The organism is Streptomyces sp. NPDC096323 (genome assembly GCF_040302845.1).
Taxonomy (GTDB): Bacteria; Actinomycetota; Actinomycetes; order Streptomycetales; family Streptomycetaceae; genus Streptomyces.
The window spans coordinates 491,964-511,839 of sequence record NZ_JBEOSI010000005.1 but is presented as its reverse complement, the minus strand read 5'-3'; the positions used below and the strand labels follow the sequence as shown (position 1 = coordinate 511,839).

General features: G+C 67.1%; 9 protein-coding genes and 3 pseudogenes. 7 read left to right on the top strand and 5 right to left on the bottom strand.

Annotated elements, in window-relative coordinates:
* The first annotated feature begins 13 nt into the window (after positions 1-13).
* The 6 genes and pseudogenes from ABTX18_RS17280 to ABTX18_RS17255 all read left to right on the top strand — a co-directional run.
* Positions 14-331: a PAAR domain-containing protein gene (locus tag ABTX18_RS17280; protein WP_352123520.1), complete on the top strand. Its 318-nt coding sequence runs from the start codon at positions 14-16 to the stop codon at positions 329-331.
* On the top strand, positions 328-768 hold the full coding sequence (locus ABTX18_RS17275; protein WP_352123519.1) for a GPW/gp25 family protein: 441 nt from the start codon (positions 328-330) through the stop codon (positions 766-768). The genes ABTX18_RS17280 and ABTX18_RS17275 overlap by 4 nt, the downstream gene beginning before the upstream one ends.
* Positions 768-2,729 carry a putative baseplate assembly protein gene (locus tag ABTX18_RS17270; protein WP_352123518.1) on the top strand — a complete coding sequence of 654 codons (1,962 nt, stop codon included), beginning with the start codon at positions 768-770 and terminating at the stop codon, positions 2,727-2,729. Before ABTX18_RS17275 ends, ABTX18_RS17270 begins: the two co-directional genes overlap by 1 nt.
* Positions 2,726-3,289 (top strand): phage tail protein, encoded by a 564-nt coding sequence (locus ABTX18_RS17265; RefSeq protein WP_352123517.1) that lies wholly within the window; start codon positions 2,726-2,728, stop codon positions 3,287-3,289. Before ABTX18_RS17270 ends, ABTX18_RS17265 begins: the two co-directional genes overlap by 4 nt.
* Before the next feature lie 388 nt (positions 3,290-3,677).
* Positions 3,678-4,448, top strand: a complete 771-nt coding sequence (locus ABTX18_RS17260; RefSeq protein ID WP_352123516.1) for an NADase-type glycan-binding domain-containing protein — start codon at positions 3,678-3,680, stop codon at positions 4,446-4,448.
* 70 nt (positions 4,449-4,518) lie between these two features.
* A pseudogene (locus tag ABTX18_RS17255) lies at positions 4,519-4,635 on the top strand (glycosyltransferase family 2 protein); the annotation flags it as partial.
* 789 nt (positions 4,636-5,424) lie between these two features.
* Here ABTX18_RS17255 and ABTX18_RS17250 read toward each other — a convergent pair.
* Positions 5,425-5,520, bottom strand: a pseudogene (locus tag ABTX18_RS17250) (HNH endonuclease); the annotation flags it as partial.
* A gap of 238 nt (positions 5,521-5,758) precedes the next feature.
* Between ABTX18_RS17250 and ABTX18_RS17245 the strand changes: the two are divergent.
* Positions 5,759-6,596 (top strand): annotated as a pseudogene (locus ABTX18_RS17245) (tyrosine-type recombinase/integrase); the annotation flags it as partial.
* A gap of 177 nt (positions 6,597-6,773) precedes the next feature.
* Here ABTX18_RS17245 and ABTX18_RS17240 read toward each other — a convergent pair.
* The 4 genes from ABTX18_RS17240 to ABTX18_RS17225 all read right to left on the bottom strand — a co-directional run bounded on the left by ABTX18_RS17240 (position 6,774) and on the right by ABTX18_RS17225 (position 19,443).
* Positions 6,774-7,295, bottom strand: coding sequence for a DUF4259 domain-containing protein (locus tag ABTX18_RS17240; RefSeq protein WP_352123515.1), 522 nt, complete (start codon positions 7,293-7,295; stop codon positions 6,774-6,776).
* Positions 7,296-7,301: 6 nt separating this feature from the next.
* Positions 7,302-14,042 (bottom strand): polymorphic toxin-type HINT domain-containing protein, encoded by a 6,741-nt coding sequence (locus ABTX18_RS17235; RefSeq protein ID WP_352123514.1) that lies wholly within the window; start codon positions 14,040-14,042, stop codon positions 7,302-7,304.
* A gap of 179 nt (positions 14,043-14,221) precedes the next feature.
* A complete protein-coding gene (locus ABTX18_RS17230) occupies positions 14,222-17,800 on the bottom strand; it encodes a laminin G domain-containing protein (protein ID WP_352123513.1) in 3,579 nt (1,192 codons plus the stop codon).
* 113 nt (positions 17,801-17,913) lie between these two features.
* Positions 17,914-19,443, bottom strand: coding sequence for an FG-GAP repeat protein (locus ABTX18_RS17225; protein WP_352123512.1), 1,530 nt, complete (start codon positions 19,441-19,443; stop codon positions 17,914-17,916).
* Positions 19,444-19,876 lie beyond the last annotated feature (433 nt).

The following is a 19,876-nucleotide window of genomic DNA, read 5'->3' as shown; positions in this document are numbered from 1 at the left end:
GAGAACAGCAGCCATGCCCCCCGCAGCCCGCACAGGCGACCCCACCGTCCACGGAGGCGTCGTCGGCACCCCGCCACCGGGTGCGGTGGCCGTCGCCACCGTGCTGATCGGCGGCAGGCCGGCCGCCGTCACCGGCAGCCTGCACGTGTGCGTCATCCCGCCGCACGCCCTGCTCGGACCGGGCAACGTCATCATGCCGAACCCGGCCGCCGCGGTCGGCGGCATGGTCCTGATCGGCGGACTGCCGGCCGCCCGCATGGGGGACACCACCAGCTGCGGTGCCAAGATCATCATGGGTGCGCCGAACGTCCTCATCGGAGGCCCCGTATGAGCGGGAACGGATTCATCGGGCGCGGCTGGGGCTTCCCGCTGCGGGTCGGCGCCACGGGCGGCATCGGCATGGTCGAGCGCGACCAGGAGATCGAGGAGGCCATCGGCCTGGTGCTCGGCACCGCGCCGGGGGAGCGGCCGATGCGGCCCGAGTTCGGCTGCGGCATCCACGACTACGTCTTCGCGCCCGGCGACGGCGCCACCGCCGGCCGCATCGGCCATGAGGTGCGTACGTCACTGGAGCGCTGGGAACCCCGCATCGAGGTGCGGGACGTGGTGGTCGCCTTCGACACCGTCGACGAGGGAACCCTCTACATCGACGTGCACTACACCGTGCGGTCCACCAACGACCTGCGCAACCTCGTCTTCCCCTTCTACACGATCCCGTCCTCCGAGAGTCCCGAGAGTCCCGAGAGTCCCGAAGCGGGAGCGGCCTGATGTCCCTGCCCTCACCCAACCTGGACGACCGGCGCTTCCAGCAACTCGTCGACGAGGCCAAGCGGTACGTCCAGCAGCGCTCTCCCGAATGGACCGACCACAACGTGTCGGACCCCGGGGTCACGCTCATCGAGACGTTCGCGTACATGGTCGACCAGCTGCTGTACCGGCTGAACCGGGTGCCCGACCGGAACTACTCGGCCTTCCTCGACCTGCTCGGTGTGCAACTCTTCCCGCCGACGGTCGCCCGCGCGGATGTCGACTTCTGGCTGTCCGCCCCGCAGCCGGACACCGTGCGGCTGCCGGCCGGCACGGAGGTCGCCACCGCGCGCGGTGAGACCGAGGAGGCGGTGGTCTTCACGACCGCAGAGGACCTGGCGATCGTCCCGAGTTCCCTGGTCAGGCTCGTCACCGCGCCCGTGTCCGGGGACCAGACGGACCGCACCGCGCCGCTCGGCGCGGGCAAGGACATCCCCTGCTTCCAGTCCCGTCCGGAGCCGGGCGACGCCCTGCTCTTCGGGCTGCCCACCGCCGTACCCCGCTGCATCGTCGCCGTACGTCTCGACAGCCGGGTGGAGGGCGTCGGCGTCGACCCCCGGCAGCCCCCGCTGGTGTGGGAGGCGTGGGACGGCGCCCGCTGGGTGACCTGCGAGACGGGGACCGACAGCACCGGCGGGCTCAACAAGCCCGGCGAGATCACCGTGTTCGTGCCCGCTGGGCACACGGCCTCCGTGACGGCCGGAATCCGGGCCGGATGGCTGCGCTGCCGGGTCACCGCGCCCGAACAGGGGCAGCCGTTCTATTCGGAGTCGCCGACGATCCGCGAGGCCGAGGTGTTCACCGTCGGTGGCACCACCGGTGTCGAACACGCGGAGGCCGTCCTCGACGTGCCGCTCGGCGTCTCCGAGGGCGTCGCCGGCCAGACCTTCACCGTGCCCAGGGTGCCGCTCCTGCTGGACGGGGAGCCGCCCGTCGTCCAGGTGTCCTCCGCCGACGGCTGGCACGTGTGGACACCGGTGGAGCACTTCGGCGCCTCGTCGCCGGACGACCGGCATGTGCGGATCGACGCCGTCAACGGCGTGTTCGCCTTCCCGCCCGAGGTACGCGAGGCGGACGGCACGATGCGCGTGTACGGGGCGGTGCCCCCAAAGGGCGCCCGACTCCGCGTTCCCCGCTACCGCACGGGCGGCGGGGCGGCCGGGAACGTGGCCCGAGGCGCCATCCGTGTGCTGCGCAGCTCGGTGCCGTACGTCGCCGGGGTCGACAACCGCGAGGCGGCCCGGGGCGGGGTCGACGGCGAGACCGTGGAGAACGCGAAGGTGCGCGCGCCCCAGATCCTGCGGGTCCAGGAGCGGGCGGTCACGGCCGAGGACTACGAGGTCATCGCGCGCGAGACGGCGCCCTCGCTGCGCAGGGTCCGCTGCCTGCCCGCCGTCACGGGCGAGGCCGGCGCGGTGCGCGTCCTGGTGGTGCCCGACGCGGTGCCGGACGAGGGCGGCCGGCTGCGGTTCGAGCAGCTGATCCCGCCGGACTCGGTGCTGTCGGCGGTCGCCGGGCGGCTCGACGAACGGCGCCTCGTCGGCACCCGGCTGGTCGTGGAACCCCCCGCCTACCAGGGCGTCACCGTCGTCGCCGAACTGGTCGCGGCCGACGGCGACGTGGACCGCGTCCGCGCCGAGGCGCTCGAGGCGCTGTTCCGTCACATCGACCCGCTGCGGGGCGGCGCGGACGGCGCCGGCTGGGCCTTCGGCAGGCCCGTGCAGTACGGCGAGATCTTCGCCGTCCTGCAGAACGTGCCCGGGGTCCGCCTGGTCGACGCGGTACGGCTGTTCCCCGCCGACCCGCTCACGGGACGCCGGGGAGCGGCGGCGGAACGGATCGACGTCGCCGCGAACGCCCTCGTCTTCTCCCACCAGCACCAGGTCGTCGTCACCGCGGGCGGGGTCGGTGAGCGCTCATGACCAGGGCCGCGGTCCCCGGGCTCCCCAGCCGCTACCCGATCGGCGGCCTGCTGCCCGCCCTGTACGCGGACGACGACCTCGCCCAGCGGTTCACGGCGGGCCTCGACACGGTCCTGGCCCCCGTCCTGTCCACGCTCGACAACCTCCCGGCCTACTTCGACCCGGCACTGACCCCGGACGACTTCCTGCCCTGGCTCTCCTCCTGGGTCGGCGCCGACCTCGACCCCGCATGGCCGGAAGAGCTGCGCCGGGCCGTCGTCGCACGCGCCGTCGAACTCCACCGGTGGCGCGGAACCCGCCGCGGCCTCACGGAACACCTGCGGCTGTGCTTCGGCGTGGAGGCGTACGTCCACGACGGCGGCGGCGCCACCTGGTCCCGGGAGCCGGGAGCGGAACTGCCCCCGCCGCCGACCGGGGAACTGCTGGTACGCGTCCGGGCGGCCGACGGGGGCCCGGTGGACGCGGCCCGCGTCCTGCGCGTCGTCGAGGCCTCGTGCCCGGCGCACCTCACCTGCCGGGTGGAGATCCTGCCCGGCACACCGGACGAGACGGGAGACTGACGTGACGCGCTCGTGCCCGGCGTGCGGCACCGCCAACGGCGAGGACGAGGACTTCTGCGGAAGCTGCGGTACGTACCTGGGCTGGTCGTCCAGCCGCGCCCGCCCCGCCCGCCCGGAACCGGCCGCGCCGGACCCGGAGACCCCGGCGCCGGCTCCCACTCACGCTCCAGCCCCGGTTCCGACCCCGGTTCCGGCCCCGACCCCGGTTCCGGCCCCGACCGCGGAGCCCGCAGCGCCCGCGCCGGAGCCCGAGGCGGATGACACACCCCCGCCGACGCCCGCACCCACGCCCGCATCAACTCCCGTACCCCCAGCTGCCATACGGCCGACCCCCCCGACCCCGCCGGCCCCCGTCCGCCCCGGACCGCCGGCCGAGGGCGAGCCAGTGGTGGCGGTGCAGCCCGGCGTGCCGGTCGCCGCGCGCCCCGTCGTCAGGCCGGTCGCGGCGAGCGCCGAGCCGGGCGGTGTGCCGTGCCCGTCGTGCGGGGCGTCCAACCGGCCGGAACGCCGCTTCTGCCGCAGCTGCGCGGCGCCCCTGAGGCCGGGCGAGCAGGCTGAACCGCTGCCCTGGTGGCGTACCAGATGGCCCTTCGACCGCAAGGTCCGGGCAGGGTCGGGACGGCTGCTGCGGGCGAGCGTGCTGGCCCTGGTGATCGTCGGCCTCCTGGTCGCGGGCTTCCTGCTCGTACCGGCGGGGCGCTATGTCGTAGAGGACGTACGGGACAAGCTCGGCGGAACGGGCGAGATCAGCCCCACCGACGTCTCCGCGAGCGCGGCCGCCCCCGGACACCCGGCGAAGCTGGCCACGGACGGGCTGACGAACACGTACTGGGGCACCCCGAAGACGGGCGCCTCGCTGACCGCGGAGTTCGAGAAGCCGTTCCGGCTGGTCGGCGTGACGGTCCACACGGGCGTGTCGACGAAGGCCGAGGCGTTCCGGAAGGGCGCCAGGCCGACACGGGCGGACCTCCGCATCACGACGAAGGACGGCACGATCCACGACAAGGCCTGGACCCTCACCGACAAGCCGGGCGAGCAGACGATACGGACGGGCATCAGCGACGTCGTATCCATCCGCCTCATCGTGCGGGAGGCGGCAGGACAGGAGACCGGCCGGCCGATCGCCCTGGGGGAGATCGAGTACTTCAAGCGGACGTGAGGAGAGGGGGCGGCCGGTTCGGGCCAACGTACTAGCCTCGGGGCTCCACCGACCGCTGGAGTTCACCGCCATGCCTTTGCCGCGTATCGGAGTCGTCATCGTCACCATGGGGACACGCCCTCGGGAAGTGGCGGCTCTGCTCGCTTCGGTGGAGAGGCAGGACGCACCTTCGGCGCGCGTGATCCTGGAGCGGGCGGCGGCAGCCCCGCCGGGCCGGGCACGCGCGGGCCGCGCCAGCGGGCCGCCTTGAACAAGTAAAGAAACTCTGAACAGCTCACCCGCTGGTCAAGCTGCCCGGCGAATGGTCAGGGCCGCTGTTTCCTACCCTTCTTCGATTCGGCCAGTGCGGTGTTGAGCTTCTCGCTCGGGGGTGGCAGGAACAGGCCGCTCCGGCTCTTCTCTCGCTTGACCTTCCTGCGCTTGCTGAAGAGTCCCTGATGCTGCTGCCACTACGTCCCATCGCTGGTCCAGCCCTGCTTCCCGCGCCAGCGGCTCCTCGTCGCTCAGGTCGGCGAACTCCGTGGCGGCTGCGCACGCCTCGCGGGCGATCTCTTCCCGCAGCACGTAGTTCGTTATCAACCCCGATCACCATCTTCATTCTTCACCATATTCAAACCGATCGATTTGTCATGGTTCACCCACGGAAGGTCTGAATGCAACATGCCCAATCGGAAGGGAAGTGAGTTCTGCAATCGCTGGATCTTGGTCAGCAAGGTGGGCGATATGAAACAGTACCGAATCGCCATTTGGGTCACTGATGCCATCCGAGACGAGCCAGCCATTCTCATCATCGTGGATCACTGCAAGCGCTGGCTTTTCCCATTCGCTACCGAACGCTGAACCATTGCGCCGAGTTCAGGGGGAAATCGGTCGAATTCGAACGGGAATGGAGCGTTGTGAATCAAGTCGGACACTTCTGACTCCAATTGAGGCATGCGTCCGGCGCGGCAGTGATACCGCGCCGGACGTATAACTTCTAATGCTTGTGCACTACGTTACATTCCCTGTAAAGCAGTTGCCCATTTTCCGGAGTTCCGGACCCTCCATCCTCTCTCCGGATCGCGTGGTCGACATGACCTTCATCCTGAGGGGGTGTTACACCTTTTTACTCTGCTGCTGAGGCTTTATTACGGGCTCCCCACAGCCTTCACCGTTCCGAGTGTCGCAGGTCGGCGTTCCGTAGTTGTCCTCGTTTTCCTCCCATACGTCCTTCTTTCCCTTACGTGTGAAGGCCTTGTATGGCCGAGTCCCAGGTCCACACTGTTGGGCATTGTGGACGAGTACCGGGCTGTCTCCAGCAAGCACATAGTCCTCGTTGCTGCGCCGTCGGATCGTGCTGCTCCAAGCGGCTCTCTCCGCTGACGCTGGCCTACATCCACTCCGTGCTCAAGTCCGCCCTGGAGCACGCCGTGCGCGAGGAGGAAATCCCGCGCAACGTGGCCCGTAACGTCCGCACCGGCACACCCCGGCCCCGACGCTTCGAACCCCTTACCGCAGACGAAGCCCGCCAGTTCCTCACAGTTACGCGCGGACACCGGCTCCATGCCCTGTTCGAACTCGCGCTCCACACCGGACTCCGCAAAGGCGAACTCCTCGGCCTCCGCTGGGAAGACCTCGACCTCGACCGGGGCGCCGCTGCCGTCCGCCGCACATTGCAGCGCACCCGAACCGGCGGCCTCACCCACCTTCCCATCAAGACCCGAGCGTCCGAACGCCGCATCGCCCTCCCGACGGAATGCCTCCACTCCCTCAAGAAGCACCAGGAACAGCAGAACAGGGAGCAGGGAGCAGGGAGAGGCCGGGGTGGGATGGAAGGACAGCGGCCTCGTCTTCACCACCCCGACCGGCAGACCGCTCGACCCAGCCAACCTCACCCGCCGATTCCGCAACTTCCTCAACCGGGCCGGTCTCCGCCGCATCCGCTTCCACGACCTACGGCACTCGACCGCCACCCTGCTCCTGGAGCAAGGCGTCGACCTCGTCGTCATCAAGGAACTCCTCGGGCACGCCCACATCGGCGTCACCGCCGGCGTCTATGCCCACGTCCGACTCCGCCTCCAACGCCAAGCCATCGACACACTCAGCAACGCGCTCAGCCCCACCGGCAACGACCCCGACGACCCACCCGCCACAGCCGTCGTCCGCTGACGTTGCCGTCACCGTTGCCGTCAAACGACCCGAGGGCCCCCTCCGCGCTGAAGCGCGGAGGGGGCCCTCGCATTTGCCGGGCTACCGAATTCTCCATGATCAGATGACGTGACGAAGTCACGGCTCACGCCTTCATGACCCTTCATTCAGTTGATTCAGATAGCCACCTTGAAGGCATTACCAAAGACCTTCCTGGATGGATTCATCCTCATGCGCAGCTCGTCTAGCCCTCTGTGGCCCTTGCTTTTGACCTTCGGCGCCTGGAGCGGAGAGGGGAACCCCTGCAGCACTTTCTCTGTCAAGCACTGCTTTCAGCCTTCGGAGCATTGCAAGCCATTCAGCGCCTTCCTCCTCCACGCTCCAGTCGTCCCGCAAGTCATTGCTTGTGGCGAGTAGGCGAGAAATCGCTTCGAGCGCCAGGGGTACCAGCTCTTTCGGGATCTGCGGAATCTCACCATTCGGCCCCCACGTCGCAGATTGAAATTCATCGCCGCCCTCAACCCCTCGGACTGTCAACGCAGCGGCAGCGAGTGCCAGCTCTGCTCTACCACCATCGATATGCGGGCTGTCGTCGCCCGCCACCGAGGCGAGGGCAGCTCGGATCGCCTGAATCCGCCTAGAGAGCGGAGTGGCATCCAAATCGCCAGCAAAGTCCGCCGCGCCATCGTTATCGAATGGCCCGTATCCCCATTTCCCCATATCGCCCTACTCGAACGGGAGCTCAGGCTGAGTCGCCTGGCGCTTGTTGTAGAGGTTTCGACCAAACCCCTCAATGCCGCTACTGAGCTTAAAGCCCATTTTTTCGAACTGAACCTTCATGATGTGCTCTCGGATTCTGAGAGCCGTGTCATCTCCGCACACATGGATGCAAATGACAGGCCCATCCTTGTCTCGCCTGCCCAAGTCTGCATGCTTGTTCAGTCGAACGTTAAAGTTGTTGGTCTTGCCGATATACACGTGGCCAGGCTTCGACTTATCGTCGAATATATAGACGCCTTGATTCTTGTTGCAATTGTGAACCAAGACCGGCGTAGCCCCCGCCAGCACATAGTACGTGTGGAGGTCGCTGACAGTCAGGTTATGGACTGTTGCCGAAGCTTGCGTCCAGCGCTGGACCTCGTCGATCTTTACCTGGGCACCACTGCTCGTACGGAGACGTTTCCCTGCCTTGAGGTCGGTGGCATCGACCCAGGCGCCCAGTTCGGTCACCCAGAAGGGGTGGCCGTCTGTTGCGGTGACAGATGCGGTGTGGTTCCCCTTGCCGCCGTCCGTGTCGATGGAGACCTTGACGAGGTGCTTGAGGCCTTGGCCCTTGATTTCAGCCGTGACCTTTTGAGCCTTGGTCTTTCCCGTTTCGGGATCTGTGGCCAGGACCTTGTCACCGATCTTGACCTTCTCGATCGGTTTCGAGGTGCCGTCGGCCATCAAGACTCTGGTGCCCGGGGTGAAGCTGTTGCCCGGGAGAGAACAGGAACCGCCTTCGCCGAGCTTCCTGGCCAGCTTCGACTTGCTGTACCAGTCCTTGATTCCGCTGATCAGCTTGTCGCCGAGCTTCCAGAGGCGCTTGCCGAGGTCCGCGGCCTTCTTCCACTTCCAGGGGAGGCCGTATTTCTTGGCCAGTTTGCCGACGATTCCGCCGACCGCGCTGGAGATGACGTTGACGGCGGTCGCCCCGCACGCCCCGAGCGAGCCTGTGGTGAAGCAGTCCAGGGCGTCGGTGATACCGAGTTCGTCGGCCGCGATCTTGGCCAGTTCCTTGGCCGCGGCGATCGCGCGTTGCTTCGCGATGTCGGCCGAGGTCTGGGCTCTGCGGGCCTTGTACGTCGCCGTCGTCTCCTTCGGAGCCTGGACGCCGTAGAAGGTGTAGTACTGCTGGGTGGCCTTGACGTCCCAGCCACCGTTGCCGGTCGGTTTACAGGTGATCCCAACCTCGATGCAGTCGGCTGGCATCAAGCCGTCCGGGTCGGAGAACGTGACCGGGTTGTTGAGGCTGTAGGCGTAGCCGTTGATCTGCTGCGGGTCGGTGTAGTCGATGATCGGGTCGGCGGAGATGAACCGGCCCGTCGAGTTGTCGTACTCGCGTGCTCCGAGTGTTGTGAGGCCTGTGACCTCCTGAACTGTTCCGCCCACGAAGCCCTTGTCGTCGACCCAGTCCGTCGAGGACCGCTCGCGTTCGGCACCGAACGGGTCCATGCGGCGGCGCTGGGTGGCGCCGGTGGCCGCGTTCACGGCGAGTTGTGCGGTGCCGTGGTGGTCGGAGGCGAGGAAGGTGACGCCGCTGTTGTCCCGGACTGCGACGGTCTCGCCGCCCAGGCCGTAGTAGCGGGAGGCCGTCACCGCACCGGTGGACTTGTTCAGGTGCAGCTCCATGCCGGGCAGGTAGAACGTCGTCTCCGCCGCCGTCTTGCTCAGCATCCGGCTGCCGGCTGCGTCATAGACGTAGTCGGTGGTCGCACCGTCCGCGTTGGTGACCTTGGTCAGCTCGCCCTGCTTGTCCCAGAGGAACTTCTGTGTATCGCCGTTGAGGACTCGCTGCCCGGTGTTGCCGGTGTTGTCGTAGGAGTAGGTGTTGGACAGCTTGACCGCGGGTGTGGTCGAAGTGGCGGTGGTGTCCACGACCTCGGTGGTCAGCTGGTGCGGGCCCTCGCCGTTCTCGCCGTAGACGTACGACTTCGTCGAGGTCGCCGAACCGTTCACGCCGTAGTCGGTCTTCGACGTCCGGTTGCCCAGCGTGTCGAACCCGTACTTCGACCAGTACGGAGCCTTCCCGCCCACCGTCGTCGCCGAGGGCGCGGACGCGCATGCGGCATCGGTCGAGCCGGTGCCGACCGCCTTGTTCGGGGCGACTTTCGACGTCCAGGCATCTGTCATCTGCCGCAGGCCGTCGTACCGGAAGCACTGCACATCCGCGGTGCCGCCGGTCGGGGTGTCCGCGATGGACTGGACGTTGCCGCCGGCGTCGTAGGTGTAGCGGGCGTCGTACGCCACCGAGGTGGCGTTCTCCACATCGACCCGCGCGTTGATGAGGCGCGAAGTGCCCTGTTCGTATGAGTAGGACAGCCAGGTCTTCTTCGCACCCGTCTCGCCGGTGGTCAGTTCCAGCTGCTCGACGTTGTTGGTTGGCGAGTAAGCCACCTTGGAGACGTAGCTCATCCCACCGAGCGAGGTGTCCAGTGCGGTCGGGCGCTGAAGGTCGTCGTACTGGTAGCCCAGCGTCTCTGCCGGGAGACCGCCTGCGGCCGGGGAGTTCTGTGTCCTGACCGTGCCGTCCTGGTTGTACTGGGTGTCGAACTGGTAGGTGCCGCCCAGCTCCGGCTCGGCCGTCTTCGACAGGTAGTACTTGGTGGTGGTCGGTTCGAGGTCGTCGCTCAGGGCCGGGTAGGTCACCGACGAGAGGACGGCGCCGTCCTTGTACGTGTACGTGCCGTACAACTCTCCCTTCGCCACCGTGTCGTACTTGGAAACGGACAGCTTGGTCCCGGTGGCCGGGGCACCCTGCCATGTCTCCGTGACGCGGCCGATCTTGTCGTAGACCGTCGCCGTGGCGTTGGACCGGGAATCCGTGGTCGAGATCAGCCGGTCCAGGTCGTCGTACTCGTAGGTCGAGGAGCCGGCGTCCGGATCGGTCGCGGTGTGCTTACGGCCGCGCTGGTCGTAGGTGTACGTCCAGGCGTTGGCCTTGTTGTCGGTTACCTTCGACAGCTGTCCGGCCGGGGTGTACGCGTACTTGGTCGCGACGTAGTCGTTCGCGGTACCCGGCAGGACCGGCTTGTCACCCTTGTACTGGCGCAACTCGACGGTGCGGTCTCGCGCGTCCGTGATGGTCGTGGTGGGCGTCCGGCCGTTCGGGGGATCAATGGTGACCCGGTCGCCACCGTAGGTGTAGGTGGTGCGGTTCTTCTCGGTGCCCGCGACATTGAGGACCGTGGCCGTTGTACGGCCGGCTCCGTCGAACTCGGTCACGGTCTGCGCGTCGATGTCCGCGTTGCGGGGGACGAACAGCGTGGCCGACGGGGCGCCGGTGGCGTAGTAGGTGTCGTTCGTCTTCACCACGCGACCAGAGCCGTCGTAATAGGTGTCCGCGAGCAGGCGTCCGCCGCCCTGACCCTCGGTCTGGACCTGGCGGGGCCGGAGCAGGCCGTCGTACAGGGTGTACTCGTGGCCGTACGACGCTCCGTCCTTCTCGATCTTCTGCGTGTGCAGGTAGCTCGGTCCGGTGTTCCGGATGCCGTACTCGTATTTGATGCTGGGGGTGAAGCTCCCCTTGGCGCGGTCCGGCATCCAGACGGAGACGACACGTCCAAGGGCGTCGTACTCCAGATCGGTGCGCTTGCCGTTCATGTCGGTCTGCGACGAGAGCGTGCCCCACTCGGGCGCGTACTCCGTGGTCGAGACCCAGCCGATCGTGTTCGTCTCGGTCTTGGATACCGCCAAGCCGTAGGCGTTCTCCTTGTAGACCGTGGTCGTGGGCGTCTTCGCCGCGTCCGTGACGACCAGCGGTCGGCCGTAGGCGTCGAACGTGGCGGTAGATACCTCTTGGTAGGTGGCCGTGGTGCCGTTGTGCGATGCCAGGCGCTTCACCAGCGTCGGCTCACCTTTGGTCGGCGCCGCTGCGAGCGTCGTCGAGCTGTCGTAGAAGGTCAGCTCGTCGGACACGACGACCTTGGAGCGGTCGGGGGCGGTCGTGGCGCAGTCGACGGACAGGGTCTCGACGCGCGATACGTAGCTGTAAAGGTGCTTGCCAGAGTTGTCGGCATACTCCGTGCGTGTGCACTGGTTGTCCGCGACGTTCGTTTCGCCGTAGTCCGCGACCTGGACGGCCCGGCCCTTGGCGTCGTACGACGTGGTGGAGGCGGTCTGCCGCCACGTGCCGCCTTCCAGAGCCTCGTAGGTGTCGGACCTGCCGGCCCGCACGAAGCGGGCGTAGGACGTGCCCCAGTCCTTGACCCGGGTCGCGGTGACCTTGGTCCAAGGGGTGTTGATCGACTTGGAAACGACCTTGTCGCCGTTGTAGGTCGTCGTCTCCAGTTCCGTACCGGACTTCCAGTCGGAGTCGTCGTACGTGGTGCCGTTGGTCCCGGTCACGCTGACCGACCGTGTGCCTCCGTCGGGGTCGGCGTCTCCGTCCAGACCGCGGAAGAAGACGTGCTCAGTCTTCGTGTTGGACGGCGTGATGCTGCCGTCGGAGGTTTCTACCCGGACCTTGCCGTAGCCCCGCCAGTCGCTCCAGGTCAGGTAGTCGGTCTTGGACAGGCCGTCGGGCTTGCCCTTTCGCCAGCCCGCGTCACCGAGGTATGTGTACGTGGTGATCTGGTCGGGGCTCTCGCCGACCAGGTCCGTATCGATCACCGAGGTGACCACGTATTTGTTGAACCAGTCGGTGATCGGGTCGGTGACCCCCGGCGGGTTCCATTTGACGGGGTAGCAGCGGACCGTCGACTTGCCAGGAGTGGGCAGACTGGAGGATGTGCACTGCGGGGCGGAGTAGTTGGCCGTCAGTACACTGCCGGACTCGCTCTCCACACCGCTCAGGCGGAAGCGGTTGAAGGACTGGATGTTGTCGTTCGGGACATCGACGCGGTTGGGGAGCTGGTTGCCGTACAGCCGGATGGAGGGGACGGGCTTATCGGTCCCTACCAGGCCGGTGTGGTCGATGGTCTTGAGCCAGAGGGACTTCGACCCGTCACCGTTGTCCACGTACGAGTGGTCGAGCTTCCATCGGTCGACGTCCTCGTAGGTGTCGTCACCGTTGCGGATCTGCGTGGTGATCTCGGTGAGCTTCTGACGTGTCCAGAAGGTCGGGGAGTTCTGACCGGGGCACTTGGTTCCGGCCTTGCAGTTGCGGTCCCACGGCACGTCCGGCCAGTCGCTTGCCGTGCCGTCGTTCAGCGCGGCGGGCGAGCAGTCTGTGAGGTCACCCACGCAGCGCTCGAGGGTGCTGAACACCACGCGGCCTGCGGCCTTGGTCGAGTATGTCTTACCCTCGCGCTGCCCGTAGTCGATGCGCTTGAGGTACCCGCCGCGGATGTACGGCTTGCCATTCTCGGTGGTCTTCAGACCCTGTGTGTAGTAGTTCGTCTCCGTGCCGTAGAAGTACGACATGGTGTTTCCGTGCGGGTCCACGACGTAGTCGAGGTTCCAGCGCCATGCCTGGTTGCAGTAGGCGTCCGCGAAGGTGGCCTTGTAGCACGGCTCACCGGCATCGTCGCCGTAGACCGGAACCGTCCAGGCCGAGTTGGTGGCCTCGTTGCCGGATACGTAGCCCGGAAGCTGGTTGCGGCCGAAGAAGTACTGGGTGCCGTCTGCGGACGTGACCTTCCAGTACTCGCCGTCATTGTCCACATTCGTGGTGCCGGTGACCCTCTCCACCTTGGAGAGGTCGTCGGAGCTGACGTGCCACTCGCCCGTGGTGTCGTCCTTGATCAGCTCACCCGAGGTGCCGCCGGCCAGGGAGATCGTGGCGTTGTCGTAACCCCAGCACTGGTCGCTGTTGGTGTCGTCATGGCCGTCCTCGGCGCAGGGCTTGTAACGGCGTTCGATGAAACCGGGTTCATAGCTGAAGCCCTCGCCGATCCACGATCCCTGGTTGTTGGTGGTGGCGGTCTGCCCGTCCACCGACTGCGAGGTGTAGGAGAGGGAGACGCCCGGAGCCAGCCCCCCGGGCACCGGCGGTGCAGTGATCGGGTAGGACCAGTTGAAGGCGCCGGAGGAGTTGGAGACGCTCCACTGCGACGAGGGCTGGAGTGAGGTGGCGCCGAAGTCACCCTGGTCGCCTGCGGCCCCGGCCGTCGCGGCCAGCACCGTCACCGAGGGCATGGAACGGGCGCTGCCCGCGGCGCTCACTGCCGTCGAGGCCGGAACGGCGGAGACCTTCGCGCTGAGCGTGGTGGTGTTCGTGTCATTGGTGGTGACCAGAGGAGTCGCTGTGGCGCACTCCGGACGGTCGGGCGTGGTGAGCACGCACTCCGGATAGGTCACCAGGCGCAGCCGCGAGCCGTAGCCGCCTCCGTATGCCTCGGCGAAGTCTCCATAGTCGAGGGAGACCTTGACCGGTCCGCTGCTGGCTGTGCCATCGGTCCGGGCCACTGTCATCAGGGGGCCGTCGGCACCGGCCGCCGTGGCCTTCTTTCGGTCCAGGACAGCCAGCCGGACGGATCGAGGGCTCGTGCTGCCGGTCGCCGCGGCCTTCAGCGGGAGACCTTCGGCCTGGGTGCCCTTGGACCCCTTGGCACCTACGGTCACTTCGTCGGCGGTTGCCTTGGGCCAGCGTGTGACCGCGGCCTTCGTGACCTTGGCACGGGTGGCCGGGTCGGTCTTTGACTGCTTCCGGACCGTGCCGTTCCTGCCGGTGACCGGATCGTCCAGATTGCTCTGGGTCTCGGGCCGCGTGACACCGTCACGCGCGGCCGCTTGCGGGGCGTACTGGGGCAGCAGGCCCAGTGACAAGGCGACAGTCGCCGTTAGTACAACACCACGCACCGAGCGGGCTGATATGCGGATAAATGGTCTTCCGAAGGGCGAGGCTCGCATGAGAACTCCGTCAGGTAATGAAGGGATCAGTGTTCTGAGGACGGGGCGCGGCCGGGGCCGGACCCTGTGGTCCGGCCCCGGCCGCGGTGATCGGATCAGGAAAGGGTCGCCTCGATGCTGGAGTCATCGGCGAGGCCGGTGACGACGTTGACGAGGCTGGCGTCCAGGGCGCCCTGGAACAGCCGCACTTCGTCGACCGAACCGGACAGGAACGAGCTGGGCGTGGGCCCGTCGAGCTTGCGCCCCACCTGGACCGAGGCAGTGGTGAAGTCCCAGGTGTTGTCCCAGGGCACGCGTGCGCCCTCAGTGCCGTTGACGTACAGCACCACGTCACCGAAGACCGCCGAGTACACGAGGGCGAGGTGGTCGCCGTTGTTCCCGGTGCTGGGCAGGAAGCCCGTAGCCTTCGCGGTGGTGGTCACCGGAGTGGCCGTGTCCGCGTCGGTGGCCGTAAGGACCCAGCGGCTGTCGGCTGCGGAGTAGCCCACCGTGATCGCACTGCCCCGGCCACCGGAGAGCGCCAGCACGGTCTGGTTCTTCGTCGGTGACACGGAGGAAAGCCGGGCACGTGCGGTGATGGCGAAGCTGTCCTGCTTCGACAGCAGGCCGGCGTTCCGGGTCGCGTAGGCGTCGGTGCCGTTCAGGACCAGATGGCCGTCACCCCACATGGGGTTCTCGGGAGCGGTCTCCACGCATTCCGGATCCGCTTCCGGGTCACAGCCCGGCGCCGGGACGTAGATGGAGGCCCCACCGCCGAGGGTGAGACCGGTGCCGCCGTACGCCTCCGGGGCGATGCCGCCCGGTGCGGTGTCGACGTCCCAGTAGGCGAGCTGCTGGGCCACGATGCCACCGAGCTCCGCACTTTCAGGCCCGGTCACGACGCGGTCGTAGACCTGAACATCTGCGATGCCACCCTTGAGGTGGCTGGTGTAGCCGTCCGGAGCGAGCCTGCGTCCGATCTGAACCGTGCCCGTCGCGTTCCACGGAGTCGTCCGCTTCACAGTGGTGGTGATCGCTACCCCGTTCACGTAGAGCCGCATCAGGCCGGAGACGCCGTCGTAGGAGCCGACGAGGTGCGTCCAGGAGCCAGGTACGACCCGGCCTCCGGTGACCTGCCAGTCACTCAAGGACTCCATGTCGTTGAACGGCATGCGGAAGACCCAGCTTCGGGTGTCACCGTCATAGCCCAGGTCAAAGCCCGACAGACCGGTCCCGTCCTGGCTGATCACCGTCTGGTCGCGGTTCGGCACCTCGGGCAGGTTGACCCAGGCGCTCACCGCGAACCCGGAGTCGGTGTTCACGATGTGCCGGCCGGTGTCCAGGTAGGCGTTCTCCGTGCCGTCGAGCGCCGCATAGGTGTCGGCCGCGCCGAGGGGGCCGGGCTTGGCCCCGAAGGCGACACCGGTGCCGGGTGTGGCGGGGAGCGAAGAGCCGGTGCCGGCCGCCGAGGTGGCTCCCTTGACATCGCCGAGGGTCCAGCCGCCGATCGGGGCCCGGCCGTCGCTGACGAGGAACTGATACCCCATGGGCGTCTTCTGCGCGTTGCCTGCGGCGTCGACCGCCTTGGCGTCCAAGGTCCACGTGCCCTCGGAGGGCGGCATGAACTTCACGGTCGCGGGTCCGCCGGGGGTGGCCGTGTTCACGGTCGACCACGCACTACTGCCCTTGAACCGGTACAGGTACTGCTTGACGTCGGTCGAGGGCGAGTCGAACGTGAAGCTGCCGTAGTCACCGATTCCCGCATGCCAGACGTCGTCGTCCGGGTACTGCGCGGAGGTGATCACAGGAGCGGCCGGTGCGGTGGCGTCGTACTTGAACTCGCACCGAGTGGCGCTGCCGGTGGAACTCCACGGCCCCCACGCTGTTCCGTCAGAACCCTGGACCTCCCAGCCGATCGTGGTCGCGGGGTTGGCCGGGAGGCTGAACCCGGCGTCCGAGTCCGTACTGAGGTTGGAGCCGACTGTGTACTTGAACGAGGCCGAGCCCGTCTGGCCGGTTCCGGTCGTCGAGTGGCTGGCGGTCGTGGCGTAGTGGTCGACCTGCGTCGTGCCGTTCATCCAGAAGACGTGGAACCTGGCTTTCAGGCTCTCCGACTTGCCGGCGATGTCGTTGTGGTCGTAGTCCTTGATGGTGGCGTTGAGGACCGGGAGCGAGGAGGTGTAGTGCTCGTCGGCCTTCCCGTACTCGCACTTGCCGCCGGGCGACATGGTGAGATCCCCCATGTCCGGTGCCAACGGCGGTCGGTTGTAGGTCACTTCGAGCTGGGCATTCCCGCAGAAGCGCTTCCAGTACGAGTACTCCCCCTCGACACCTGCACGCAGCCGGAAGGTGGTGGTATCCCAGCCTTCGTCGGCCGCGAGCTGGACGGTGGATTTCGCGTCGAATCGCACGTTCTGGTTGGTCGATGTGCACGAACCAGCGGGATTGGTTGGCGACTTGCTGTCAATGTCCGCCTTCCACGACGGCTGGTTGCCCCAGTTGGTGGAGGAGCTGATCGCACTCGCCCCGGTGGAGTTGACCCGGCTGAGCTGCACGCTCTTGGCAGCAGTGCTGTACGTGTGGACCATCGTCACGGCGAACTCGGCCTTGATGATGTCCTTGCCCTCGAAGACCGCGGTCGGAATGGCGAAGAATTGTCGCTTCGTGTCACTTGAGCTGGCGCACTGGTATGACACATCGGAGGGACAGCGGCCCACGCCTTCGTGGTCACTGAACTTCCAGAACTCCGCCGACGAGTAGTACGACGACACCATGGTCCAGGTGCTTCGGCTGGCTGTCTTGAACACCGGGTCGATGTACACCGGGTACACAGTGTCGTTACCCGTCAGCAGCGAGCTGTCCGGAGTCAGGGTCATCGTGTCCGGACTGACCTGCACGTCCACATCTGCTACTTGCGTGCCGTCCGGCGGCGCGACCGCCAGGTCGTCACTGGAGGCCTGCGCAACCCTCGCCGCGGGCCCGCCGGTCTCGGCCGCCTTGCCCTCGCGGCTGTCCCACATCAGCGGAGCGGGGGCCTCGAAGACCGTTCCACCGGACGCATCCGTCGCGGTCAGACCTCCGTCCGCGGACTCCTGGACGCCGACCCCAGTGGCCCTGACCGGCAGTTTCAGCTGAGCCAACTCCGGGTTGTCTGCCGCTTGGGCGTTCTTGACGACGATCAGGTGCGAGAAGCCCTCGGCGCTTGCGGACACCTTCAGGTCGACACCAGGCAAGACCTCCGCATAGGTCGCAGTGGAGCCGTCGACCGTGGGCTCGGGGAGCTTCCCGGGCCAGTCCAGAGACAGCACACGGCCGTCTTTCTGGATCGTGCCGAACGTGGTTCCGCCGCCACCGGAGAACGACATGGCAGTCACGGCGGCTTTCGGCGCGTACGATCCGTCCGCCTGCTTGACGAGGGTGGTGTCGATGTCCGTCCACTCCCCGTCCTTGCGGGTGCGCACGGGCTGCACTGCGGTTGTGGTGGTGAACGTACCGTCGGGATTGGCCACCGTGGTGTTGTGTTCGTCGCGCAGGTTCAGCACCTCGACAGGCGCGTCGGTCTCCGCGGCCTCCTGCTGCGCAGCTTCCGTCCCGGTTGCGGTCCGGCCCTCGACGGGCGCTGCTACAGCTGCCGGGATGCCACCTGACAGCGAGGGCATGCCGAGTCCCCCGGCGAGGAGAGCCGTCAGTGTCACCGCGACAAGGGGGCCGCGGCTGCGCGGCCGTCCTCTGCCGGCGTGTCTCTTCACTTGCGCCTTCTGCTCTCTCTTGGTCTCGTCACTGTGCCGTCGCCCGCGTTCCACGCCGGTCATCCGACGCTCGCGAAAGCAGTGCCGATGCCGGAGAGACCGCCGACTCCCGGCTGGAACGTCTTGGTTCCCACGTTCGTCGTGCCGTCGATGTCGGTCCACGGCATCGTGTAGAGCACACCCTTGGACGTCGCAGGGTCCTTGCTGTAGGGGATGCCTACGTACAGGACGCTGGCACCGGATCGAAGTGCGATGCCGGCGTAGTCACGGGCGCGGGGTGCACCTGGCAGCACTGCTGATCCCCGCTTGATGATCTTGTCAGCGCTCCCCGAATCGGTGTCGAGCGGGTTGAAGACATGGATGACTCCGGCGTCCCTGACCCCGTCGACATCCCGGCCCGGGACACCCACAGCCAGTCGAATGGTGGACGCGCTGCTGACGACACTGGCGTCGGTGTTGGTGATGGCCACCCTCTGGCCGAAGTAGTCTCCCGCGACAGGCTCGCCTTCCACGTTCGGGACGGCCGCGTCCACGCCCTTGATCTCGGTGAACGCGCCCGAGGGTTCGATGCGCACCACTACGGCGCTACCTGCGCCGGGAACGGATCCGATCGCTTCGCCCGGGGCGCCAATGGCGAGCAGAGCATCCGAGTTGTAGGTCGCGCTCGCCGGACGGTAGACGGTCATCGACAGCGCGGCCCCGAACCGGTCACCGGATTCGGTGCCACCGGTGATCCCTTCACCCTGGTCGACCCAGGCGAGCGGAGTGGGCATGCCGGCTGTCAGCGTGTGGCTGAAGACAGTCACCCCGCCCGCAGCCGCGGCGTCGTCCAGGGTCTCTCCAGGTTCACCGGCGGCGAAGTATCGACTCGTTCCCGCGAGCGTGGCCCCGAACTGGTCGTCGCTTTCCACTCCGCCGGGCACCCCAGCGCTGTCCTGGGTGATCGTGACCGTGTCGCCGCCCTGCATGTAGGCGATGCCGCCGGCGTTCGGGTGATTGACGTCGTCCACGACGACGCCCTCACCCGGAACACCGACGGCGAGGTACGGCTGACCCGACCCGGTGGTACCCGCCTGCAGGGCATATCCGAACAGATCCCCGGCTTCGTTGGTGCCGGGAGAGAAGGACGCCTGGCCGTAGAGAACTGATGCCTGGCCGGCGCCGAGCCCTGCAGGCGATCCGTAGATGATGTGCAGAATGCCGGCATCCCTGATAGCGGAGCCGCCGTCGCCGGTGTCCTCGTACGGGGTGCCCACGGCGAGGTCGGAGCAGCCGTCACCGTTGAAGTCGGTCCAGGCTATGGCCGAACCGAACTGATCGCCGCGCTCCGGCGCGACCCCCAGCCCCGGAGTCGACTGCGTGAGCTCTCCGACCCCGGCGTTACCGGCGTACAGCACCCGAATCAACCCGGCGCCCTCGACTCCGTTCACGGTCGCCTGCGGATCCGTGACGACGTTGTCGACTAGTCCGTCCCCGTTGTAGTCCGAGCTGACGCCCGCGCAAACCGCCGCCGCGGCCGGTACGGCGCCCGCGAGTGTCAAACCCGTCGCCGCCACCAGCAACCCTGTCACAGCGGCTATTCCGGACATGCCGAATCTTCGTTTCACAACCCCACCCCTTGAGAGAACCTGCGCGCCCGCACCCCCGATGCCCGATTTCTTGACAGCGCACAGCAGGGCGAATGCAATAACGCGCTCACCTGGCTTGTCAATGACATGCCCGATAGGTCCATTAAAGGGTCAGTTGATGCGAGGTCGGCGACGAAGGGCGACATCACGCCTCTATGGACGGTAAGTCAGGTAATGGATGGTCGGTGCCTTGATGCAACCTGGTCGCCGGTTCACGTCAGGCGCAGGAGCAGTAGCCCGAATCTCGGGGATGGCGAAATCCTCAACGGGGCTTTACCTGGCCAGAATTCCGTCACAGATGTGGCTGGAATTCCGCGCGCCACGATTGTATTTCACCGAACAGGGCGTCCCCGGAGTTACGATCGATTCGCCCAGCCATGCGAGTTGAGTAGTA